Origin of the sequence: Xenorhabdus sp. SGI246 (genome assembly GCF_040838225.1) — a bacterium.
Classification (GTDB): Bacteria; Pseudomonadota; Gammaproteobacteria; order Enterobacterales; family Enterobacteriaceae; genus Xenorhabdus; species Xenorhabdus indica.
Map to the genome: position 1 here is coordinate 14,605 of NZ_JBFPEZ010000064.1, position 17,865 is coordinate 32,469.

Sequence of the window (17,865 nt, forward strand, 5' to 3'; positions counted from 1 at the left end):
AACGGGAGCACGACAAGGTTTTCTGCTCTGATAATGTTATTGCTGGTCATGTTGACAGGGGGAAAAGTATGGGCGAAAGATGTGCAACTCTTGAATGTTTCTTATGATCCGACGCGTGAGTTGTATCAGCAATATAATCAGGCATTCAGTCAATATTGGCAGCAGAAAACCGGAGAACGGGTAACGATCCGGCAATCGCATGGTGGTTCAGGCAAGCAGGCAACTTCAGTGATCAATGGCCTTCAAGCCGATGTCGTGACATTGGCGTTGGCATATGATGTGGATGCGATTGCAGAACGTGGCAGTATCGCTAAAAACTGGCTCCAGCGTTTACCGGATAATTCCGCGCCTTACACATCAACGATTGTTTTTTTGGTGAGAAAGGGGAACCCCAAACAGATTAAAGATTGGTCAGATTTGATCCGTCCTGATGTTTCTGTTGTCACACCAAATCCCAAAACATCCGGTGGTGCACGTTGGAACTATCTGGCTGCCTGGGGATATAGTTTGGTGCACAACAATCAGGATCAAGCTAAGGCAAAAGCATTTGTAAAGGCGCTGTATAAAAATGTTGAAGTATTGGATTCTGGTGCTCGTGGAGCAACCAATACTTTTGTTGAACGCGGGATCGGCGATGTACTGATTGCATGGGAAAATGAAGCATTGCTGGCGATTAATGCTTTAGATAAGGAAGGTGAAGGAAAATTCGAAATTATCACGCCAAGCATTTCTATTCTGGCAGAGCCAACAGTGGCTGTTGTCGATAAAGTCGTTGATAAACGAGGTATACGCGAATTGGCAACTGAATATCTGAAATACCTTTATTCCCCGATTGGGCAGGAAATTGCTGCAAAAAATTATTATCGACCCCGTGATAAAGCCATTGCAGAAAAATACCGTACTATTTTCCCTGAGTTGAAATTATTTACAATTGATGAGGTATTTGGTGGCTGGAAAAAAGCACAGAAGGAACATTTTACTACTGGTGGCATATTTGATGAGATTATTCGGCGCTAATAATGGCTAGAAGAAATAAGAATTAGAAAAATAACCGCGACCAGATAACTTGGTGGCGGTTATTTTGTCATTGTTTGAGGTGTATTATGCTTTTTTCGCTTCCGCAGCCGCTTTCACGATAACAGCAAAAGCATCAGCTTTCAGTGATGCACCACCAACCAGAGCACCGTCGATATCTGGTTGGGTAAACAATTCAGCCGCATTGCCGGCGTTAACAGAGCCGCCGTATTGGATGATAACTTGCTCAGCAATGACTGCATCTTGTTTAGCGATGTGGTCACGAATGAATTTATGGACAGCCTGGGCTTGCGCAGGTGTTGCTGATTTGCCGGTGCCGATTGCCCAAACGGGCTCGTAAGCAATGACTGCACCTTCGAAGGTCTCTGCGCCCAATGTGTTAAGAACAGCATCGATTTGGCGTGCACATACTGCTTCTGTCTGGCCCGCTTCGTTTTCCTGTTCGGTTTCACCAATACACAGAACCGGGATAAGGCCTTGTTCTTTCAGGACAGCAAATTTTTTTGCTATGAATTCATCGCTTTCTTTGTGGTAAGTGCGGCGTTCAGAGTGGCCGATGATAATATATTTTGCGCCCACATCTTTCAGCATTTCTGCGGATGTTTCGCCTGTGAATGCACCAGAAAGGTTAACGCCAACATCTTGTGCACCCAGAGCGATACGGCTGCCGGCCAGTGCACTTTTTGCCAGAGAAACATACACAGTTGGTGGTGCGATAGCGACGTCACAGCCATCAATGTTGCTCAATTCTTTACGCAGGCCTGCGATCAGGTCGTTAACCATGTGGGTACTGCCATTGAGTTTCCAGTTACCCATAACTAATGGATGTCGCATATTTTTCCCTCCAACCAGAAAATAATTAAATTGCGAACTGAATTAATATTCTTCAATGAATGGCTTCATGCCATTTAAGTGGAAGGCCGACAGTATAAAGATCATCGGCCAGAATAGCTCTGCGCTATGTCACTAATTTTCATTTGCTGGTACGTCAGATAGTGATAGCTTAATCGGTTCAATAGCGAAGGTCATTATATTTTCGCTGCTGTTTACGATGATATAGCGTATTGCCCCCATTTTTCGGCTGTAAAATGGCTGCTTTTCTGCCGTTTTGAGGAGTTTCTCCGTTTTCTCTTTAATTTGTTCTGGGGAAAGTGTTGGTTCAAATTGGCCGATCAAGGCAACGATATACTGTTTGGTCAGCAAAAGGTTCTGTTCTTTTTCCTGCCCATTTTGGGATGGCAATAAAGTAATTTGCAGGCTTTTAATTTTCTCGCTGCCTCTCTCCAGCACGGCTGAAGAGTAGATTTTTTCGTTGATCTTACTGGCGGCGCGGATAAAAGGCAGTGAGATATCTTTGCTCGCAATGACTTTATATTCATGCAGAAGAATTTCAGGGTGTTTTTTATTGTATTTTTCCCGGAATGTCGGGATGGTATCTTCAAAAGCCGGGGAATCTGGTAAGAGATACATGAGTTGCGGGTGTGTATCTGATGTGACAGAAGGCTCACCCGCAGCAGTTGAGCATGGTAAACCGATGCTAAAAGCGATTAATATTGTCACCAGAAGTTTATTTATGTCTGTTTTCATGTTGTTACTCGCCGAGTGTCAAGCGCGGAAATAAAGTGTAAATAGCAGAAAAACAGCATCCACAATTGGAAAAGAGTACATGACATTACAACAATGGGGATTCTCATTCAAAGGTCGCATTGGACGACGGGAATTTTGGGTCGGAATCGGTATCTGTTTCGCCCTGATTTTTATACTCCTGACTCTGCATGGAATGAATGTTCTCCCCATGAATTATGCCGCGGTAAGTACGGTCTTGATATTGTATCCGACAACCGCTATTTTTTCGAAACGCTTGCATGACCGTAATAAACGTGGTGGCTGGACGTTGCTGCTGGCATTGGCCTGGGTATTGCTTTCCCTTGATTGGAGCGCAATGGCACCGATATGGCAATGGGGTATTGGTCGTTTTATTCCGACACTGATTTTTGTCATGATTATGCTGGATTGCGGTGTATTTCGTGGAACAGAAGGGCCAAATCGTTTTGGCAAATCGGCAGAAAGGGTTGATCACATTTCTGCTGACAATCCGCTACAAAAACGTTGATTAACTGTATATACCGAATAGATTTATATACCCAACAGATTTCAAGATACCGCCAATAATGCGGTGTCTTGAAAGATGAAGATCTTTGAAGAGGTTATAAGAAGTAAAAGTTATAGTTGATCGTTACCAGTATTGTTCGCTGGTAACATGGCCCGGTTTACGGCGCAGGTGTTTTTCCATGCCGCGTTGTTCTTTCAGTAGTTGCCGGGTATCTCTGACCATCTGAGGATTTCCGCACAGCATCACGTGGCTGTTTTCTGCCTGCATAGGTAAACCGACGGCTGCTTCCATTTCACCATTTTCAATGAGTGCCGGGATCCGCCCCATCAATGAATTCTGGCATTTTTCCCGACTAACGATAGTTTGGATCCGCAGTTTTCCCTGGAAAGATTTCTCTAATTGCTGCATGAGTGGTAAGTAACTTAAATCCTGCTCCAGCCTGACGGCATGCACCAGAACGATATTTTCAAATCGTTCCAAATCACTCCCCTGCTGAAGAATGGAAAGATAAGGCCCGATGGCTGTCCCGGTCGAGAGCATCCACAGGTTTTGGCAGTCAGGAATTTCGTCAAGGATAAAAAAACCTGCCGCTTGTTCTGTGACTAGCAATTCATCACCTTTCTGCAAGGCAGCAAGTCGCGGACTGAGCTTTCCTTCCGGCACGGTGACTAAATAAAACTCAAGATTGTCGTTATTGGGAGAATTAACGTAAGAATAAGCCCGTTGGATGCGCTCCCCTTCAACTTCGAGAGCAAGTTTTGCAAATTGGCCAGCAGTGAATTTTTCTATTGGTGCACATAGCTTGATACTGAATAGTGAGTCTGTCCAATTGATTATATCTGTGACTTTTCCTGTAACCCAGTTTGCCATTGCATTTAGCCTCTCTACACGATACTGAGTGAGTAACAATACGGAGTGAAATAAATGGAGTAAATAGGCGCTCCTTTGACGAGATTTTACGCGATTGAGTGAAATAGCCTTATCGATTACGTGTCACCGTCTTATTGACTATATTTTTGCTATTTTTATGGGGGATATGTACATTTTTATTGACATTTATGGGGAATGTGACTGCCATTTTTTCCATGTGTGAAATTGTATACTGCTAAGAAAAAATATAAATTGACCGGGAAAATTCAATCTAATGAAGTCAGTACGTCAGGTTTGTTTATTAATAACCTGGGGCTTTGTTATTGCTGTTATTCCTTAAAATGAAACCGGGTACATGTGTATTTTGTTTAAATAACATTGTATGTGAATGCGATGAGAAAAATAGTACATTTCAATTTATTGCTGATGTTAATTGCGTTGGTCGCTGTCGGGCAAATGACCCAGACAATTTATGTTCCAGTTATTGCAGATATGGCGAATTACTTCGGGAAACCTGCGGGTGAAGTACAGCGTGTCATGGCGGCATACTTATTCTCTTATGGACTCTCACAGCTCTTTTATGGGCCATTATCGGATAAAATTGGTCGTCGTCCCGTTATTTTGACAGGAATGTCAATTTTTCTGGTGGCCACAACTTGTGCACTGTTTTCCTCCAGTTTATTGGTGCTGGTAATAGCCAGTGTATTTCAAGGCTTGGGTACGGGGGTCGGAGGAGTAATGGTGCGCACTATGCCAAGAGATTTATACACGGGGACAGAATTACGTTATGCCAATAGTCTGTTGAATATGGCGATATTGGTCAGCCCTTTATTAGCACCGATGGTAGGCGGTATCGTGGGCCATTATTTTGGTTGGCGTGCTTGCTATTTGTTTTTATTGCTGTTGGGGGCAACTGTAACTTTGTTTTTATTCCGGCATTTGCCGGAAACCCGCCCGGAGCAAACAAAACAGAGCACGATGCTAATCTCTTTTCACCAATTGTTATCCAATGGTGTTTTTGTTTCTTACCTGATGATGTTGGTTGGTAGTCTGGCGGGTGTGGCTGTTTTTGAGTCCAGCAGCGGGGTTTTGATGGGGGCTGTTTTAGGATTGGACAGTTTGACTGTCAGTATTCTGTTTATTCTGCCTATCCCTGCTGCATTTCTGGGCTCATGGTATGCAGGACGTGAGAACAAAACATTTTATCAATTGATGTGGAATTCCGTCATCTGTTGTTTGATAGCAGGCGCGTTGATGTGGTTGCCAGGATGGTTGGGGATTATCAATATCTGGACGCTGTTGTTCCCGGCTGCATTGTTCTTTTTTGGCGCTGGTATGCTGTTCCCGCTGGCAACGACGGGGGCTATGGAGCCATTTCCTTATCTGGCTGGTGCAGCGGGGGCGCTGGTGGGTGGATTACAGAATATAGGGTCTGGCGTGGCTACATGGTTATCGGCGATGTTGCCACAAAATAGCCAGTTCAGCGTTGGTATGCTGATGTTCTTTATGGCTCTGCTTATTCTATTGTGTTGGCTGCCAATTTCTCAGCGGATCCAGCATCAGGAACATACAGTCGGATAAAGACGGGCAATACAGTAGTAGGCAAAAATATCGAAGTGAGAAAGCTCTGACATTACAGTACTTCTAACATGGCAGTACTGCTCTGTCAGAGCATTATGTTTCAATGCGGGGGTTTTTCACCTTAATGGCTTGTTTTTCAAGCGCGATCTTCCCATTCTTGAGCGCGGGCAACCGCTTTTTTCCAACCGTTGTATCTGTGATTACGTTCTGTAGTTTCAATACTTGGACGGAATTCTTTTTCGATAGTTGCCTTACTCTTCACTTCGTCAAGATCTTTCCAGAAACCGACAGCTAAACCAGCAAGGAAGGCGGCACCTAATGCTGTGCTTTCGCGTATTTCAGGGCGCTCGACACGTGTTCCGAGAATGTCAGACTGGAATTGCATCAAGAAATTATTGGCAACCGCACCACCGTCTACACGCAGTGCTTGCAGGCGTGTACCAGAATCGGCTTGCATTGCATCCAGTACATCACGGGTTTGGTAAGCGATGGATTCGAGTGTGGCACGAATAATATGGTTACTGTTTGCACCACGAGTCAGGCCGAAAATGGCGCCACGGGCGTAAGGATCCCAATAAGGGGCTCCAAGACCGGTAAAGGCCGGAACAACATAAACACCATTACTGTCTTTTACTTTTTTGGCGAAGTATTCGGAGTCTGCCGCATCTGCAATAAGTTTCAGTTCATCACGCAGCCACTGAATAGACGCTCCACCTACAAATACGGCGCCTTCCAGCGCATAGTTGACTTCACCTCGTGGCCCACAGGCGATGGTGGTCAGCAGCCCATGATTGGAACGCACGGCATCAGTTCCTGTATTCATCAGCAGGAAGCAGCCTGTGCCATAAGTATTTTTTGCCATGCCAGGCTGGACACATAACTGGCCATAGAGCGCAGCCTGTTGATCCCCTGCAATTCCTGCAATAGGAATACGAGTACCGCCTTTACCACCGATGTTGGTTTGACCATAAATTTCAGAAGATGCGGCAACTTTTGGCAACATAACGCGAGGAATACCCAACTCATCAAGGATTTTCTGATCCCAGTCGAGATTATGGATATTGAATAGCATAGTACGGGAAGCGTTGGTGTAATCGGTGACATGCACGCGACCTTGTGTCATTTTCCAAACCAACCAGGTATCCACTGTGCCGAATAACAGTTCGCCATTTTCAGCACGCAGGCGGACCCCCTCGATATTATCCAAGATCCATTTTATTTTTGTACCGGAAAAATAGGGATCAATCACCAGGCCAGTGTTATGACGGATATATTCTTCCAAACCTTCTTTTTTCTTCAGTTTGGTACAAATATCTGCTGTCCGGCGACATTGCCATACAATGGCATTGTAAACAGGTTTACCTGTTTCTTTTTCCCAGATGATAGTTGTTTCTCGTTGATTAGTGATACCAATACTGGCAATTTGATCTGTGCGGATATCTGCTTTTGCCAGCACTTCGACCAATGTTGAGCTTTGGCTGGCCCAGATCTCCATTGGATCGTGCTCTACCCAGCCTGGCTTAGGATATATTTGTGGAAATTCACGTTGTGAAATACAGATAATATTAGCGTCGTGATCAAGTATTACTGCCCGTGAACTGGTTGTCCCCTGATCCAAAGCAACGATATATTTTTTATCCGTCATATTTTCTGTTGTCATAACTATAACCTGGTCTTATTCAATAATTTTTTTATTTTTTATCTGTTATCATCTGTCAAGGGCAGCAAAACTAAGCTCCATGGGGTAAATGGCGGGTAATCAGTTTGCGGTAACCAAATGCACCCAGAATTGCACCAACAATGGGGGCGACCAACGGAACAAGGAAATAAGGGATGTCCCGGCCACCAGTCAGAGCAATATTTCCCCATCCGGCTAAATAAGCAACTAACTTAGGGCCGAAATCACGGGCAGGATTCAGGGCAAATCCGGTCAGGGGGCCAAAAGATCCACCGATAACAGCAATTAAAATACCGATAATCAGTGGTGCCAAAGGACCACGTGGAATGCCATTGCCATCATCTGTTAGTGCCAGGATCAGGCAAAGCAAAACAGCCGCGATGATAACTTCAACAATAAATGCATGGAATACAGAAAGTTGTGATGCAGGGTAAGTGGAAAATACTCCAGCCGTGAAAAGACTTTCTTGTGATCCCCGAACAATGTTGTGAACTTGCTCATAATCAAGGAAAAGGTTGTAATACATCATATAGACGATAGCTGCGGCGACAAAACCGCCTAACATTTGGGCAATGATGTAAGGGAGTACTTTTTTTCTGTCAAAACTGGCAAATAGGCATAGCGCAATGGTTACTGCTGGATTCAGGTGTGCACCAGAAATTCCGGCAGTAAGGTAAACAGCCAGGGCAACACCAAAGCCCCAGATAATGCTGATTTCCCATAGACCCAGTTGTGCTCCTGCAAGACGGGCAGCAGCAACACAGCCTAAGCCGAAGAAAACAAGCAATGCAGTACCCAGAAATTCTGAAGTGCATTGACCTGATAATGTTGGAGTGGTGGTCTGACTCATTTCTATATCCTATAAAAAGTACAGAGAGGAGATTAATTATTAGTCCTTTCTTGCTGCGTTCTGATTACGCAGAGAAAGGCGATGTGAATTTATCGTTAATGAGCGGAAACGAGAAATAGCGAAATTGAAATCTGCGTGTTGCGTCAACAAAATGAGCGAACTCGCATTTAATTGTGGTTTTATTGGTCGCTAAAATGTGATCTTATATCCATTTAGGATTAGTCACTATATTTCTCGTTATGCCACACATTAGAAGTATGAAACTAGACAGTCGTTAACAGGCTAAATACAATCAAGGCATTGCTTATAAGAGGGGCTAGAGAATGTCATTTGAAGTTTTTGAAAAGCTAGAATCTAAAGTTCAGCAGGCAATTGATACCATCACTTTGCTGCAAATGGAAATTGAAGAATTAAAAGAAAAGAACACAGTGTTATCTCAGGATGTCCAAAATGTGACAGATAGCCGTGATTCTCTGGTACGTGAAAATGAACAGCTCAAACAAGAACAATCAGCATGGCAAGATCGCTTACGTACCTTGTTGGGTAAGATGGAAGATGTTCAGTAAGGTATCCGATAGTTTTGCGAAAAAAGGGCGGATGACTGCGCCCTTTTTTATGTATCTTGGAGATTGATGATAGGGTATAGGTTTATCCGGATATTACATTTCATCATTATCGCTATCGTCATCCATCACCAGCGGAACTTCTGATAGGATAATCCCTGTATTATCTGCATAAAGATAATCACCGGAAAAGAAAGTTACGCCACCAAAATTCACCCTGATATCACTTTCTCCGATGCCTTCGCTGTTGGAGCCGGCAGGAATAGCGGCCATTGCCTGAATGCCAATATCGAGTTCAGCAAGGTGATCTACCTGACGCACAGCACCGTAGACGACGATACCTTCCCATTCATTATTGACAGCAAGTTGAGCCAATTCGGCATCGACAAGAGCCTTGCGTACCGATCCACCACCATCGACGAGCAAAATGTGTCCACGTCCGTGTTCTTCCAATAAATCATAAAGCAATCCATTGTCTTCAAAGCATTTCACTGTGATGATTTGACCACCAAATGAAGTACGCCCACCAAAGTTGGAGAATAATGGCTCTACCACGTTTACATCTTCTTGATAGATATCACAAAGTTCGGAAGTATCATATTTCATGGGATTTACGTCTGGTTTATGCAAGGAACGAACAGTATATCCTTTTAAGGCCAGTGTTGGCAAAATCATCAATCTTAAAACGTGTGTATAAAATTGATATGTACTCGCCTAATTAAGTATCAATCCAATGGAAAACAGGATGTTAGCCAATAATGCAGCCTTGACCATTTGTACCAGCTTGGGGCGCATACCTTTGGCTGTTGGATCGCGCAGTACCTGTAACATATGCTGCAATAATAAGGGGAAAGCCAGCAGGAACAACCAATTATACCAGTTGTTTAGATATAAGAGGGTAAAGATGACAAAGCAGAGCATAGCACCTGTAAGCAGTGTTGCATGGTAGTAACGGGCTTTTTTTCCACCTAGTCTGACTGCCAGTGTATTTTTACCGTTTTGGCGATCTGTTTCGATATCACGCAAGTTATTAATATTCAACACCGCCACGGAGAGTAAACCACAGGCTGTTGCGGGCAGAACAGTGTCCAGAGAAAAAGTATTGGCTTGCAGATAGTAAGTACCAAGTACACTGAGCCAACCAAAGAAAATAAGGACGGAAAGGTCACCCAATCCCATATAACCATACGGTTTAGCGCCTACCGTATAAGTAATCGCAGCGATGATCGCCAGCAGCCCCAAACCCAGAAAACCGATAATATCGCTTGGGCTATGACAGGCAACGATGATGAGAGAAATTCCTGAGAGACAAGAGAGCAACACGGTAATTTTCAATGCGGTTTTCATTTGTTGCGCGGTGATCAAGCCCTTTTGCATGCCGCGCATTGGGCCGATGCGTTTTTCGGTATCACTGCCTTTGGTGACATCACCATAATCATTGGCAAGATTGGACAGAATTTGTAGCAAGGAGGCGGTTAATAAGGCCAGCAACGCCACCGACCATTTGAAATGACCCGCCCATGATGCAAGGGCAGAGCCGGTCATAATGGCTGCTACAGCAAGTGGAAGAGTTTTGAGGCGTAAGCTTTCCAGCCATGCCTGTATCTGATTACCCGTTGTTATTGAACTCATATTGCTATCAAACATTTCAGTGTAATAGATTTTGGTTTAAGAAAAAGAGAAATGGGAGGTAAGCCTCCCATTCCATTTTTTACTACTGTTGAATCAGGCTATAAACCGATTATAAGATAAAACGGCTCAGATCTTCATCAGCTACCAGTTCATCTAAGTGTGTTTTGACATAGTCAGCATTGATTTCAACAGATTGACCCTGACATTCGCTGGCTTCGAAAGAGATGTCTTCCATCATGCGTTCAAGCACAGTGTGCAAACGGCGGGCACCAATATTTTCGGTAGTCTCATTAACCTGCCATGCAGCTTCTGCAATTCTACGAATACCGTCAGCGGTGAACTCAATATTCATGCCTTCGGTGGCCATCAATGCCTTGTATTGTTCTGTCAGTGAAGCATTCGGCTCAGTCAGGATGCGCTCAAAGTCTTCAGTTGTTAGTGCCTGTAATTCAACACGGATAGGCAGACGTCCTTGTAACTCTGGGATCAAATCAGAAGGGCTGGCAACCTGGAATGCGCCTGAAGCGATAAATAGAATGTGGTCAGTTTTTACCATGCCGTGTTTGGTGGAGACAGTACAGCCTTCAACCAATGGTAATAAGTCACGTTGAACGCCTTCGCGGGAAACATCCGGGCCGGAGCTTTGACCACGTTTACAAATTTTATCGATTTCATCAATAAAGACGATACCGTGCTGTTCAACGGCATCAATCGCTTGCTGTTTCAACTCTTCAGGGTTAACCAGTTTCGCAGCTTCTTCTTCTACCAGGAGTTTGAACGCATCTTTGATCTTCAGCTTACGACTTTTTTGACGCTGGCCAGCCAGGTTTTGGAACATGGACTGTAATTGATTGGTCATCTCTTCCATTCCCGGAGGTGCCATGATTTCAACACCAACAGGAGCCGCTGCAACTTCGATCTCGATTTCTTTGTCATCTAGCTGGCCTTCACGCAGTTTCTTGCGGAATGTCTGGCGGGTTGAGGACTGCTCTGGTTGAACTTCAGGTTGCCCCCAGTTATTTTTTGCTGGTGGCAACAGAACGTCCAGAATACGCTCTTCAGCCAGTTCTTCGGCGCGGTGGCGGTTTTTTTCAATGGATTGCAGGCGAACCATTTTCACGGCAGCGTCAGTCAGATCACGAATAATGGAGTCAACTTCTTTACCGACATAACCGACTTCAGTGAATTTTGTTGCTTCAACTTTGATAAAAGGCGCATTAGCCAGTTTTGCCAAACGACGGGCGATTTCGGTTTTACCAACACCGGTTGGGCCAATCATCAGAATATTTTTCGGAGTTACTTCGTAACGCAGTGATTCATCCAACTGCATACGACGCCAGCGGTTACGCAGTGCAATGGCAACAGCACGCTTTGCTTTATCCTGACCGATGATATGATTGTCAAGTTCGCTGACAATTTCGCGAGGAGTCATTTCAGACATACTATCTATCCTTACGCTTTTGAGGGTAATTCTTCGAAGTTATGATTTTGGTTGGTGTAGATGCAGATATCGCCAGCGATAGTCAGGGCGCGTTCTGCGATTTCCCGGGCGCTGAGTTCGGTGGTTTCCAGCATTGCGCGGGCTGCTGCTTGTGCATATGAGCCACCGGAGCCAATAGCGATAAGATCATTTTCTGGCTGAATCACATCACCATTACCTGTAATAATCAGAGATGTATTTTCATCTGCAACGGCAAGCAGGGCTTCCAGTTTGCGGAGCATTCTGTCTGTCCGCCAATCTTTAGCGAGTTCAACTGCTGCTTTAGTCAAATGCCCTTGATGCATTTCGAGCTTACGTTCAAACAGCTCAAATAGGGTGAAGGCATCTGCAGTACCGCCGGCAAAACCCGCTATGACTTTGTCATTGTAAAGGCGGCGTACTTTACGGACATTGCCTTTCATAACGGTATGACCCATTGTTGCTTGTCCATCACCACCGATGACAACTTGGCCATTACGGCGAACACTTACGATTGTAGTCACGAGTTAGCCCCTGGTTAAAAAATAGAAGATGGCACACGGTACTTTGGCTGACAATGCCACGATTATTTATCAAAAGTACCGTATGTTCGTTATTAGAGATCAAGATGGGGGAATTTTTTGATTTTTCAACCCCCAGCAGGGCGGAGAATACAGTTGGAAATCCCCGTATTGGCAATACGATTGCGCATTTTTTCCGCACTATCTTTGTTCTTATACGGTCCTACTACAACCCGATTCCAACTGTCTTTTGTTGTAATCTTACTCTCAATACCGACCAACGCGAGGCTGGCACGGACAGACTCTGCCTGCTCTATAGTACGGAATGAGCCACATTGTAGCATTAATCTGGCTTCATTTAGCGCCGTCTTTGGCTTGCTGGACTCATTGGGTGTTTGAGACCGAGGTATTTGCGCCTGAGGTGATTGAAATTGCACCGATGACTTATTCTCCTGTTGAATCACAGGATTTTGCTGTGGAATATATTCTGGAGATGGTTTTTGTACTGGTGGATTCACAAGAACGCGTGAGCGAGGAACTGGCTCACTGTTATAGGGTACTTCAGCCAATTGTGTTGGAGGCTGGCGCATATCTGCCTGCATTTGTTCAAGTAACTGGCGCTGTTCTGGCGTCAGTTCCGTTGGGCTGTTGTTCTGTTGATTAGGGGTTGAAGAGGGTTCCTGCATTGATGGCAGACCAACAGGTCGATTTTCCAGCTCCTTGATATAACTCCAGCGTTCTTCTGGTTTTGGTGGCAGACCATGGCCTTTAGGCTGGTGAGTGATTGGTGGTGTATTTTGTACACTTTCATTTTTAGTATGTACGATGAAATAAAGTCCACCAATGAATGTGACCACCAAAGCGACGGCGATAGCTAATGTCATTTTAGGTAGTCCCTGGGCCTGATTTTTTTTCTTACCAGTACCTTTCCGACGGGGATTGGAATGCCCGCGACTCACATAATCTCGTTGTGCCACTGTGTTTAATTCGCTGAGTTATTTAAAAAATTAAGGAGTAGATACCTAATGTTACTGAACATGTAGTTATTTGCCTAGCTTTTAGGCGAACAAGTACTCTCACGAATAAGCAATTCTGCATCTAATAATCGTGAGCCTTTCGAAACCATACGGCCCTGGAGCTGTTCTAGCAACAAAAGCATTGAGTTATGCCCAATTTCATAACATGGCTGTGCCACAGTTGTCAGAGGCGGTTCGCTGTATTGCGCCATGTTGATATTATCAAAACCAACAATGGACAGGTCTTCTGGTAATTTTAATCCCATTTTTTTAGCTTGCCACATTGCACCAATTGCCATGACATCACTATGGCAGAAAATAGCGCTAGGAGGTTCCGGCAGGCTAAGCAGAATTTCTGCTGATTCAGCGCCACTTTCATGGGTGAAATCACCTCTGACTATATATTCATCACGGATAGGAACGCCGGTACGACGTAATGCCTGAATATAACCCTGAAGCCGATATTGGCACAGTGGCATTGTATCTGGTCCGGTTATACAGGCGATGCGTTTATGCCCGATTTTTTGTAAGTGATGGGTGGCATTGAAAGCGGAGGTCAGATTATCGATATGGACAGTAGGAAGCCCTAGTTCAGGTGCAAATTCATTAGCCATCACCATGGGAGGCATATTTTTCTGTTCTTCTTTAGAGACATCGAAAGGAACATTTGAGCCCAGTAAGATCATGCCATCAATGCGTTTGGTAATGAGCAGATTGATAAAAGCATGTTCTTGCTGTTGTTGGTGTTTGCAATCACCAATCAGAACCAGATAGCCATGTTTTGCCGCAGTCTCTTCAATGCCGCGGATACTTTCATTGAAGAAAGGATCGCTGATATTGGGAACGATAACCAGGATGGCTCTGGACTCATTTCTCCTCAAATTCTTGGCGAGATTATGTGGATAGTAACCCACTTCCAGTACAGCATTTTCGACTTTCTGGCGGGTGTGCGCAGAAACTTTATCAGGATTCATAAGTGTTCTTGATACTGTTGCGGTAGAAACCCCCGCTACTTTGGCGACATCTTTCATTGTCGCTAATGCGCAATTCTTTTTTTCCATAGTTCACTCCTCATGTTCTACAGGTAGCGAAACGACTGTTATCCGAAATGAAAGTAAAAAAATCGAAAGTAAAAAAACGCCAGTTATTCCTGTGGGGAAGCACTGGCGGCTCGTTTTCTACAGACTTATTAATAAATTCATTTTAAACCGATTAACAGTTCAACCCGTTACTTTGTTTACATAAAAAATGTGATATACATCATTTCTTAGAGCTACTTCGCAAATTAAGGAAATAATTGCCACTGTTTTTTCATAGGCTTCTGTTCAATTTGGAGTTTTTACTGCAATAATCAATTGTTTTTTTATCAACCTTCTGTGGGATCAACATCAATATTCCATTTTACTTTACGTGCTTGTGGCAACGCTGTGATATGTGGGTAGAGCTCTGCCATCATTTTTTGTAGAAAAATGCGCGAAGGGTGTTGCACCAGTAATTGCCAACGATATCGGCCACCCCGTTTGGCCTGTAATGCGGGAACTGGTCCCATAATCCATACATGTTCATCATATTGTGGATGATGTTCAAACAGTTGGCGCATTTGTTGCAAAAAAGCAGGAGCCTGCTGATTATCGTGATCTTCCGACCGTAGCATGATATGGCTGACAAAAGGGGGCAGAAGTACTTGTCGGCGCTCTTCCATTGCCTGCTGAGCAAATGCGTCATAGCCTTTCTCCAGCAACACCTGTAAAAGTGGATGTTCTGGATGGTGAGTCTGAAGTACAACTTCTCCACGTTTGCCTGCTCGTCCTGCTCGACCAGAGACTTGAGTATACAATTGCGCAAACCGTTCAGCCGCGCGGAAATCCGCAGAAAACAGGGCTCCATCGACATCCAATAAAGCGACTAGTGTGACATCAGGAAAATGGTGACCTTTTGCCAACATTTGAGTGCCGATCAAAATACGAGCACCACCCTGATGAATATCCGCGAGTTGTTGTTCCAGAGCGCCTTTGCGGCTGGTGGTGTCCCTGTCGATACGGGTAACCGGAACGTTGGGAAACAGTTGAGTGATACCCTCTTCAAGTTGCTCAGTACCTAGCCCTACAGGGATTAGATGTGTCGTTCCACATTGGGGGCATTGACGAGGAATGGGTCGCTGGCTATCACAATGATGACAGCGCAGATAGCGATGATTCTGATGCAGGGTATAGTAGTGATCACAACGCTGGCATTCTGCTATCCAGCCACATTCATGGCACAGCAGGGCAGGGGAATAACCACGGCGGTTCAGAAATAGGATGACCTGATTATCTGCTTGCAAATGTTCACTAATGCGGTTAACGAGAGGTTGAGATAAACCGACGGTCAGCGGCAATCCTTTCATATCCAGCAGGTGTTGGGTTGCTGGCAGGGCATGACCGGCTCGTTTCGTCAAAGTAAGTTGTTTGTATTTTCCATGTCTTACATTAAATAGTGTTTCTAGCGCGGGTGTTGCTGTTCCCAGAATGATAGGAATTTTCTCTTTTTTGGCGCGGAAGACCGCCAGATCACGAGCGTGATAGCGCCAGCCATCTTGTTGTTTATAAGAATTATCATGCTCTTCATCAATGATGATGACACCTAAGTGAGCGAAGGGAGTGAACAGTGCTGAACGAGTACCGATGACAATGGCGTTTTCCCCTCGTTTTGCTCTTAACCATACCGATAACCGTTCACTGTCATTTAAGGCTGAATGCAGAACATCAACGGGCGCGTTGAATCGCTCTCTGAACCTGCGGATAGTTTGGGGAGTTAAACCAATTTCGGGAACTAAGATCAGTGCTTGTTTTCCCTGTGTCAAAATGTTTTCCAGAACACTCAGGTATACTTCGGTTTTACCTGAGCCAGTGATGCCGGCAAGTAACCAGGGAGAAAAAGTATGATCTTCTGCGCGAACGGCTCCAATTGCGGTGGCTTGCTCTGTATTGAGTTTTAGCCGTTCCCCGATGATGCGAAAATGTTCATGCCAATTTTCAGTTTCCGGTTGTACCGGATGTAAATCAATTAATCCCTTTTTTTTCAGTGATTGCAGTGCATTTTCACTCAATTCTAATTCAGAGACTTGATGACGATAAATGGATGTTTGGCGCAATTTAGCTAAAGCTTGTTGCTGTTTGGTGAAGCGTTTAAGTTGTTCAAGAGGCAAATCATGGCCTGCTTCTGTCACTTGCCATTGCCAGAGAGGGGAGAATTCTGCGGGTTTACCTTGTCGCAGTAAAACAGGCATGGCATGAAAAAGGACTTCGCCAAGCGGATAGTGATAATAGCAGGCAGACCACAGGAGCAACTGCCAAAGATCCTCAGAAAAAAGCGGGGATTCATCAAGCAGATCGGTAATTGGTTTGAGTTGCTCAAGGGGAAAATCGCTGTTGTCTGTAATCCCTGTAACTACACCTATTGCATTGCGTTTGCCAAATGGCACACGTACCCGGACCCCATGGGCGGGGATCGGCAATCTTTCAGGTAACAGATAATCAAAAGAGCGAGCTAAAGGGACAGGTAAAGCAACCTGAACAACGGTCATAAGGCGATTTCCGAATGATTATTAATGGCAAGACTAAAGCAACATATAATGACAAAGAGTATCATAGCAAATCAGTGGATTTCATTGCGCAATAAAACGATATTCTGTATGATCCGCCGCCTTTGGTATGAAAATTACCGAACTTATTTTAATCAACACGACGTGTGGTGTCTGGCGGCGATAGGGCTGGATAGCGACGCGGCCTTAACAGAGGTTTTCCCCATGAAACAAGGTATTCATCCTAAATACGAAGAAATTACTGCATCTTGCTCTTGCGGTAATGTTATCAAAATCAAATCTACCGTAGGTCACGACCTGAACCTGGACGTTTGTGGTTCATGCCATCCGTTCTACACCGGTAAACAGCGTGATGTTGCGACTGGTGGTCGTGTTGATCGCTTTAACAAACGTTTCAGCGTTCCAGGTATCAAGAAGTAATTCTTGCTTCCAACAAAAATGCCCGATAGAAAATATCGGGCATTTTTGTTATATCTGATTGATTTCAAGTCGCAGTACAGCATACAAACAACGACTTGAGATAAAGGAGATATCAATATTCCCAAGTTTCGGGATCGATCCCATGTTCACGCATTATGGCTTTTGCAGTTTCAGGGATTTCATCATGACGTTCTTTACGTAAATCATTATCGTCAGGTAACGGTTGCCCAGTGAACGCATGGAGAAATGCTTCACACAGCAATTCGCTATTTGTTGCATGACGCAGATTATTTACCTGACGACGAGTACGCTCATCCGTCAGTATTTTCAATACCTTTAATGGAATTGAAACCGTAATTTTTTTGACCTGTTCACTTTTTTTGCCATGTTCAGCATAAGGGCTGACATACTCACCATTCCACTCAGCCATGAGATACCTTAAATAGTTTTAAATCAAGCAACTGAAATCAGAAACAAAAGGAATTATTTCTGAGCTATGTTCATGTCGATAATTCGGCATTTTAGCATATTTCCCCTATCGACT

At 44.4% G+C, this 17,865-nt stretch carries 18 protein-coding genes; 5 read left to right on the forward strand and 13 right to left on the reverse strand.

The window, feature by feature from the left end:
* Window positions 1–33: 33 nt before the first annotated feature.
* Window positions 34–1,017 carry a sulfate ABC transporter substrate-binding protein gene (locus ABLA85_RS14805; protein ID WP_367965199.1) on the forward strand — a complete coding sequence of 328 codons (984 nt, stop codon included), beginning with the start codon at window positions 34–36 and terminating at the stop codon, window positions 1,015–1,017.
* 84 nt (window positions 1,018–1,101) lie between these two features.
* Here the strand turns inward: ABLA85_RS14805 and tpiA are convergent, their stop codons facing one another.
* Together tpiA and ABLA85_RS14815 are read right to left on the reverse strand one after the other, a co-directional pair.
* Entirely contained in the window at window positions 1,102–1,869 is a 768-nt protein-coding gene (gene tpiA / locus ABLA85_RS14810; protein WP_367965171.1) for a triose-phosphate isomerase, read from the reverse strand.
* Window positions 1,870–2,001: 132 nt separating this feature from the next.
* On the reverse strand, window positions 2,002–2,622 hold the full coding sequence (locus ABLA85_RS14815; RefSeq protein WP_367965172.1) for a DUF1454 family protein: 621 nt from the start codon (window positions 2,620–2,622) through the stop codon (window positions 2,002–2,004).
* Between the two features lie 79 nt (window positions 2,623–2,701).
* Here ABLA85_RS14815 and ABLA85_RS14820 point away from each other — a divergent pair, with 79 nt between their 5' ends.
* Entirely contained in the window at window positions 2,702–3,148 is a 447-nt protein-coding gene (locus ABLA85_RS14820) for a DUF805 domain-containing protein (protein WP_367965173.1), read from the forward strand.
* A gap of 123 nt (window positions 3,149–3,271) precedes the next feature.
* Here the strand turns inward: ABLA85_RS14820 and fpr are convergent, their stop codons facing one another.
* A complete protein-coding gene (fpr, locus tag ABLA85_RS14825; protein ID WP_367965174.1) occupies window positions 3,272–4,018 on the reverse strand; it encodes a ferredoxin--NADP(+) reductase in 747 nt (248 codons plus the stop codon).
* Between the two features lie 393 nt (window positions 4,019–4,411).
* Between fpr and emrD the strand changes: the two genes are divergently transcribed.
* Window positions 4,412–5,599 carry a multidrug efflux MFS transporter EmrD gene (gene emrD / locus ABLA85_RS14830; RefSeq protein WP_367965175.1) on the forward strand — a complete coding sequence of 396 codons (1,188 nt, stop codon included), beginning with the start codon at window positions 4,412–4,414 and terminating at the stop codon, window positions 5,597–5,599.
* 136 nt (window positions 5,600–5,735) lie between these two features.
* Here the strand turns inward: emrD and glpK are convergent, their stop codons facing one another.
* Window positions 5,736–7,259 carry a glycerol kinase GlpK gene (glpK, locus tag ABLA85_RS14835; RefSeq protein ID WP_367965176.1) on the reverse strand — a complete coding sequence of 508 codons (1,524 nt, stop codon included), beginning with the start codon at window positions 7,257–7,259 and terminating at the stop codon, window positions 5,736–5,738.
* 70 nt (window positions 7,260–7,329) lie between these two features.
* Window positions 7,330–8,127 (reverse strand): MIP/aquaporin family protein, encoded by a 798-nt coding sequence (locus ABLA85_RS14840; RefSeq protein WP_367965177.1) that lies wholly within the window; start codon window positions 8,125–8,127, stop codon window positions 7,330–7,332.
* Window positions 8,128–8,450: 323 nt separating this feature from the next.
* On the opposite strand from ABLA85_RS14840, the gene zapB reads away from it, so the two are divergent.
* On the forward strand, window positions 8,451–8,693 hold the full coding sequence (zapB, locus tag ABLA85_RS14845) for a cell division protein ZapB (RefSeq protein ID WP_367965178.1): 243 nt from the start codon (window positions 8,451–8,453) through the stop codon (window positions 8,691–8,693).
* A 93-nt stretch (window positions 8,694–8,786) separates the two neighbouring features.
* Here the strand turns inward: zapB and rraA are convergent, their stop codons facing one another.
* The 7 genes from rraA to priA form a co-directional block, all read right to left on the reverse strand.
* Complete coding sequence (gene rraA, locus ABLA85_RS14850; RefSeq protein ID WP_367965179.1) at window positions 8,787–9,296, reverse strand: ribonuclease E activity regulator RraA; 510 nt, start codon at window positions 9,294–9,296, stop codon at window positions 8,787–8,789.
* 108 nt (window positions 9,297–9,404) lie between these two features.
* Window positions 9,405–10,322 (reverse strand): 1,4-dihydroxy-2-naphthoate polyprenyltransferase, encoded by a 918-nt coding sequence (locus tag ABLA85_RS14855; RefSeq protein WP_367965180.1) that lies wholly within the window; start codon window positions 10,320–10,322, stop codon window positions 9,405–9,407.
* Window positions 10,323–10,431: 109 nt separating this feature from the next.
* Complete coding sequence (hslU, locus tag ABLA85_RS14860; RefSeq protein WP_340621437.1) at window positions 10,432–11,763, reverse strand: HslU--HslV peptidase ATPase subunit; 1,332 nt, start codon at window positions 11,761–11,763, stop codon at window positions 10,432–10,434.
* An 11-nt stretch (window positions 11,764–11,774) separates the two neighbouring features.
* Window positions 11,775–12,305 carry an ATP-dependent protease subunit HslV gene (gene hslV / locus ABLA85_RS14865; protein ID WP_047682640.1) on the reverse strand — a complete coding sequence of 177 codons (531 nt, stop codon included), beginning with the start codon at window positions 12,303–12,305 and terminating at the stop codon, window positions 11,775–11,777.
* A 125-nt stretch (window positions 12,306–12,430) separates the two neighbouring features.
* Complete coding sequence (gene ftsN, locus ABLA85_RS14870; protein WP_367965181.1) at window positions 12,431–13,279, reverse strand: cell division protein FtsN; 849 nt, start codon at window positions 13,277–13,279, stop codon at window positions 12,431–12,433.
* A 74-nt stretch (window positions 13,280–13,353) separates the two neighbouring features.
* Window positions 13,354–14,379, reverse strand: coding sequence for a DNA-binding transcriptional regulator CytR (gene cytR / locus ABLA85_RS14875; protein ID WP_367965182.1), 1,026 nt, complete (start codon window positions 14,377–14,379; stop codon window positions 13,354–13,356).
* A gap of 305 nt (window positions 14,380–14,684) precedes the next feature.
* Entirely contained in the window at window positions 14,685–16,883 is a 2,199-nt protein-coding gene (gene priA / locus ABLA85_RS14880) for a primosomal protein N' (RefSeq protein ID WP_367965183.1), read from the reverse strand.
* Window positions 16,884–17,105: 222 nt separating this feature from the next.
* Here priA and rpmE point away from each other — a divergent pair, with 222 nt between their 5' ends.
* Window positions 17,106–17,321, forward strand: coding sequence for a 50S ribosomal protein L31 (gene rpmE / locus ABLA85_RS14885; RefSeq protein ID WP_367965200.1), 216 nt, complete (start codon window positions 17,106–17,108; stop codon window positions 17,319–17,321).
* A 112-nt stretch (window positions 17,322–17,433) separates the two neighbouring features.
* Here the strand turns inward: rpmE and metJ are convergent, their stop codons facing one another.
* Window positions 17,434–17,751, reverse strand: coding sequence for a met regulon transcriptional regulator MetJ (gene metJ, locus ABLA85_RS14890; RefSeq protein WP_367965184.1), 318 nt, complete (start codon window positions 17,749–17,751; stop codon window positions 17,434–17,436).
* Window positions 17,752–17,865 lie beyond the last annotated feature (114 nt).